Annotated in this window: 3 protein-coding genes and 1 pseudogene; all 4 read right to left on the minus strand. The window is 67.1% G+C overall.

All coding sequences use genetic code 11. The annotated features are described in order from the left end of the window. On the minus strand, positions 1-351 hold a 351-nt coding region (locus DCO49_RS19080; RefSeq protein ID WP_343126037.1), incomplete at its 3' end, for a biotin/lipoyl-containing protein. 41 nt (positions 352-392) lie between these two features. After that, the gene (locus DCO49_RS19085) at positions 393-3,224 is read right to left on the minus strand and encodes a 2-oxoglutarate dehydrogenase E1 component (RefSeq protein WP_116865332.1); all 2,832 of its coding nucleotides are present in this window, start codon (positions 3,222-3,224) and stop codon (positions 393-395) included. 186 nt (positions 3,225-3,410) lie between these two features. Continuing rightward, positions 3,411-4,314, minus strand: a pseudogene (locus tag DCO49_RS20695) (GNAT family N-acetyltransferase). A gap of 3 nt (positions 4,315-4,317) precedes the next feature. Then, positions 4,318-5,733, minus strand: a complete 1,416-nt coding sequence (locus DCO49_RS19095; protein WP_116865333.1) for a cupin domain-containing protein — start codon at positions 5,731-5,733, stop codon at positions 4,318-4,320. Positions 5,734-5,984 lie beyond the last annotated feature (251 nt).

Here is a 5,984-nt window from a genome sequence, read left to right on the forward strand (position 1 = left end):
AGCCGACTTGGCAGCCGGGGCCGGGGCGGCGGCAGCGGCCGGAGCAGCAGCGGCCGGGGCAGCAGCGGCAGCCGGAGCGGCTTCAGCGGCCGGAGCCGGGGCAGCAGCCACGGCGCCTTCTTCGATGATCGCCACGACCTGGCTGGAGGTCACGGTGTCGCCTTCCTTGAACTTGATCTCCTTGATCACGCCGTCAACCGGCGACGGCACTTCCAGGACGACCTTGTCGGTTTCCAGGTCAAGCAGGTTTTCGTCGCGCTTGACGGCGTCGCCCACCTTCTTGTGCCAGGTGGCGATGGTGCCGTCGGCGACGGATTCGGGCAGTACCGGGGCTTTGACTTCGGTGGCCATTGCGGGAGCTTCCTGGTTTGTCTTCTAAATAGGGGGAGGAATTATTCAGCGAACGTGTCGTTGAACGGGTTGACCAGTGCATCGGCGACCAGCTGCTGCTGTTCGCGGACGTGGTCAGCCATGTGACCGGCAGCCGGTGAAGCCGAACGTGCGCGACCGGCGTAGTGCAGGTTCTGGCCATCGGCCAGGCAGAACTGCAGGTGGTGGCGGATCTGGTACCACGCACCCTGGTTCTGCGGTTCTTCCTGCGTCCACACCACGTCGGTGGCCTTGCCGTACTTCTTGAGTTCGGCGGCCAGCAGCGCACGCGGGAACGGGTACAGCTGTTCCACGCGGATGATCGCCACGTCGTCCTGGCCACGCTTGGTCTGGTCTTCCAGCAGGTCGTAGTAGACCTTGCCCGAACACAGCACCACGCGCTTGACCTTCTTGGCATCGGCATTGGCATCGCCGATCAGGTGCTGGAACTCGCCGTTGGCCAGCTCGTCCAGGGTCGACACGGCCAGCTTGTGGCGAAGCAGCGACTTGGGCGACATCACCACCAGCGGCTTGCGGGTGGTCAGGTGCAGCTGGCGGCGCAGCATGTGGAAGGCCTGTGCCGGGGTGGACGGAACCACGACCAGCATGTTTTCCAGCGCGCACAGCTGCAGGAAGCGCTCCAGGCGCGCCGAGCTGTGTTCCGGACCCTGACCTTCATAGCCGTGCGGCAGCAGCAGGGTCAGGCCAGAGATGCGGCCCCACTTGGCTTCGCCGGCGGCGATGAACTGGTCAATCACCACCTGGGCGCCGTTGGCGAAGTCGCCGAACTGGCCTTCCCAGATGCACAGGGTGTTGGGATCGGTGGTCGAGAAACCGTACTCATAGGCCATCACGGCTTCTTCGCTCAGCAGCGAATCGATGATGGTGGCCTTCTCCGGCGAATCCACCAGCTGCCGCAGCGGCAGGTAGTAGTTGTCGGTCTTCTGGTCGTGCAGGATCGCGTGGCGGTGGGTGAAGGTGCCGCGGCCGACGTCCTGGCCGACCAGGCGCAGGGCATTGCCCTCGTCCAGCAGGGTGGCGTAGGCCAGGTTCTCGGCAAAGCCCCAGTCGCCCGGGATCTCGCCGGCGGCCATCTTGCGGCGGTCGTCGTAGACCTTCGACACGCGCGAGTGCAGCTGCACTTCTTCCGGCACGGTGTTGATCAGCTTGGCCAGCTCGACCAGCTTGTCCTTGTCCACCTTCGTGGAGATTTCATCGGACAGCTTGCCTTCCAGCAGCTTCGGCCAATCGACGAACAGCGGGCTGGTCGGCGGGGTCTTCTCGACCTTGGCCAGTTCGGTGGTCACTTCGCCACCGTCCAGCTTGTCGCGGTACGCATCGACCATTGCCTTGCCGGCGCCGGCGGCGATCACGCCTGCCTTTTCCAGCTGCTCGGCGTACAGCTCGCGGGTGGTCGGGTGCTTGCGGATCACCTGGTACATCAGCGGCTGGGTGATCGCCGGTTCGTCGGCCTCGTTGTGGCCCCAACGGCGGTAGCACATCAGATCGATGACCACGTCCTTGGCGAACTTCTGGCGGAACTCGAAGGCCAGCTGCGCGGCGAACACGACCGCTTCCGGATCATCACCGTTCACGTGCAGCACCGGGGCGGCGATCATCTTCGCCACGTCGGTGGCATAGCGCGTGGAACGCGTATCCAGCGGGTTGGAGGTGGTGAAGCCGACCTGGTTGTTGACCACGATGTGCACGGTGCCGCCGACGGCGAAGCCGCGGGCCTGCGACATCTGGAACAGCTCCATGACCACGCCCTGGCCGGAGAAGGCCGCGTCGCCGTGGATGAGGATCGGCATGACCTGCTTGCGCGCGGTGTCCTTGCGGCGCTCCTGGCGCGAACGCACGGAACCGGCAACGACCGGGTCGGCGATTTCCAGGTGCGACGGGTTGAACGCCAGCGCCAGGTGCACCGGGCCACCGTCGGTGGCCACGTCGGCCGAGAAGCCCATGTGGTACTTCACGTCGCCGGCCGAAGCGTGCTCGTCGTGCTCGAACTTGCCTTCGAACTCGTCGAACAGCTTGCGCGGGTTCTTGCCGAGGACGTTGACCAGCACGTTCAGGCGGCCACGGTGGGCCATGCCGACGACCACGTCCTTGACGCCATCCTTGCCGGCGCTGCGGATGATGGTGTCCATCATCGGGATCAGCGAGTCGCCGCCTTCCAGCGAGAAGCGCTTCTGGCCGACGTACTTGGTGTGCAGGTAACGCTCGAGGCCTTCGGCGGCGGTCAGGCGCTCCAGCGTGCGGCGCTGGGTGTCAGCGTCCAGCTGGTAGTTGCCACCGGCCAGTTCCAGCTTCTTGTAGATCCACTGGCGCTGCTCGACTTCGGCGATGTGCATGAACTCTGCACCGATCGAGCCGGTGTAGGTCGCCTTCAGGCGCGCCAGCAGGTCACGCAGCTTCATGCGCGGCTGGCCGCCGACGCCGCCGGTGCTGAACTCGCTGTTGAGATCGCCGTCGGACAGGCTGTGGAACGGCAGGCCCAGGTCCGGGGTGTTGACCGGCGTGGTCAGGCCCAGCGGGTCCAGGCGCGCATCGAGGTGGCCGCGCGAACGGTAGGCAGTGATCAGACGACCGACATTGCGCTCACGCTCGTCGCCTGCACCCGTGCCGGTGCCGGCTTTCAGCGCATCCTTGGCCGCGTCCGCGATGTGGGAGATGACGGCCGAGTGCGGAATGTCGCCTGCTTCTCGGCCCTTGAAGCCGTCGAAGTAGGTTTTCCATTTGGGATCGACACTATCCGGGGAGACCAGGTACTGCTCGTACAGGTCCTCGACATAGGAGGCGTTGCCGCCGGCGAGTTGCGAAGATTGCGCAAACTGCTTCAGTTGATTGTCCACGATGGAGGGTGCTGATTCGCTTTGTGGGGTATGGCTTCAGAAGGACCCGGCAGGAAAATGAATAGCCCTGCACGGGCGCGTTCAAACGGCCAAATTGTACCCCCATCCGGACACGAAGGGGCACCGCCAGCGGCATTGCGCGTCCCCCGGTGTCGCTCCCAGACAGGTTTGTCCGGGACAGCGCGCTCAGATGCCGAGCGCGCGCAGTTCGCTGCAATCGCGCGAACGGTCCCAGACACGCTGCAATTGCTGCTCGAACGGCTGCGAACGTGCCGGCAGCGCGATTCCGGCTTCGCCCTCCAGGCGATGGCCGATAAGACGAAAGTAGAAGTCGCCCGCGTCATTGACCAGGCCGGCCGAGGCCAGCGCACGGTCGATCGGATCGCTGACCTCGCGGAACTGGATCACACTGGGCAGGCGCTGGGCCAGGGCCAGCAGCGGTGCGCCGGCAGCCGCAATCGCGGCCGCATCGTGCACGATCACCCGCAGCTGCTTGTCGTGGCGGGCGGTGACGAAACGGCGCAGGGCCGCCTGCACCGGCGGCGCATCCAGCAAGCCGGGGTCGAGCTGGCGGCTGTGCAGCCACAGCTGGCGACGGGCGCGGTGGAACGATGGCCGTGGTGATGGCCACCGCCTCGGCGCGGCTGTCGATGGCACTGGCTACGCCCAGCCGGCGGCGCATCTGCTGGTGGCCGATGCCGGCCTCCTCGAACTCCTCGCCTTCCGGCAGGAAGCCCTGACGGGCGTAGAAATCACGCGCCGGCAGCTGGGCGTGCAGGTGCACCTCGGCCAGGCCGAGCTGGCGACCGGCTTGCACCAGCGCCTCCAGCAGGGCCTCGCCGACGCCCTGGTTGCGCACGCTGGCCAGCACCGCCATGCGGCCGATGCGGCCATCGGGGGCCAGGCGGCCGGTGCCGACGGGCTGGCCGTCGGCGTCCAGGGCCAGCACGTGGACACAGACCGGGTCCAGCGCATCACGCTCCAGTTCGGCGGCGATGCCCTGTTCCTGCACGAATACCCGCTGCCGCACGCCGTGGATGGCGGCATGGGCGTCCGCGTGGCTGACCTGCTGGACCCGGATCGAGGCCATGGCTCAGGCGCGACCGGCGTCGCTGTCGTCTTCGTCGTGGTCTTCGAAGTTGACGATGACCTCGATACCGTCGTCGTGGACGGTCACGGTGTGCACGTCGTCGGAGACCACTTCCTCGTCGAGTTCGGCTACCTGGGCCTGGCCCTCGACCACTTCGCCCAGCACCGCGGCGTCCTCGCCTTCGTCCTCGTCCTCGGCGTCAAACACCTCGTTCGGGTCGATCAGCTGGAACACGCCGCCAACCAGCAGCTGCTGCAGCACCGCGCGGCCCTTGTCGGACAGGCCACGGTAGGCCGCCGCGTCGAGCTGCTCGGCACCGGCCAGGCGCTGCGCGTCCTTTACCGGCAGGGCGAAATCCTGGCCGCTGACATACAGGCTGGCGCCGCGCTTGGCCCGGCGCCAGGCCAGGCGCGCCCACGGGTGGCGCTGCAGCAGCAGGCCCGAGGCCAGGGCCTGGACCACTTCCTCCGGGGCCGGGGCGGCCTGGTGGGCCATCACTTCGCCCGCAGCACGGTAGGTGGTGATGAAGCGGCCGAACCAGTCACCCAGCTTGTCCGGGTCGTTCATGCGGATGGCGTTGAGCGCGGTGATCACCCGCGCCATCGCCACCGTGTCGATTTCGTTCGGGTCGGCCGGCACCTTCAGGTCGGGGTCCTGGTAGCGGATGTTCTCGTCGGCATCGGCGATGAGGGTATCCAGGTAGTCGCTGATCAGCTCGGCCGAGGCCGGGGCGCGCATGCCGAAGGAGAAGGTCAGGCACGGATCCTCGGCCACGCCGTGGTGCGGCACGTTCGGCGGCAGGTACAGCATGTCGCCCGGCGCCAGCACCCAGTCGTGGGTGGGATTGAACACCTGCAGCAGCTTCAATTCCACGTCCGGGCGGAAGCCCAGCGGCGGGCGCTTGCCCTTGATCGATTCGCTGGCGTCGATCTGCCAGCGGCGGTGGCCGTGGGCCTGCAGCAGGAACACGTCGTACTGGTCGACGTGGGCGCCGACCGAGCCACCGGTGGCGGCAAAGCTGATCATCACGTCATCCATGCGCCAGCGCGGCAGGAAGTTGAAGTGCTCGATCAGCGCGCGAACGTCCGGGTCCCACTTGTCGACGTCCTGCACCAGCAGGGTCCAGTCGTGGTCGGGCAGGGCGGGGAACACGTCTTCCTGGAACGGGCCACTGCGCACGCGCCAGTCGTCCTGGGCCTTGTCGTGCTGGATCAGGCGCGCGAGTACGCCTTCTTCGCAGGCCAGGCCGGCCAGGTCTTCCGGCTGCACCGGGGTCTGGAAATCGGGGAAGGCGTTGCGGATCAGCAGCGGGCGCTTCTGCCAGAAGTCGCGCAGGAAGGTGGCCGGGGCCATGCCCAGCGGCTTGCCGGGGCGGGCGGTGACTTCGATGAGGGGAGCGGTGGACTTGCGGGCGGCCATGGGGGATTCCTTGCAGCGGAAAGCGGGAGGTGCGGCGTGGCGGGCCGCCTGAGATCTCCATTGTCCGCCGTTCGCGGGGATTGCGCACGTGCGCGGGTTTGTCGCGGGGGTTCCGGCCAATGGCGGAGCCCCTCGTGGCGACATCTTGGTAGGGTCGACTGTTAGTCGACCGGCTTCATGGGCTTGGCCGGGCGGGTGGGCTGCGCGGGGGACGCTGCAAGTACGTCCCTGTAAGCTTGGCCGCCGCATCC

Source organism: Stenotrophomonas sp. SPM (assembly GCF_003105135.1).
In the GTDB taxonomy this organism is placed as follows: domain Bacteria; phylum Pseudomonadota; class Gammaproteobacteria; order Xanthomonadales; family Xanthomonadaceae; genus Stenotrophomonas.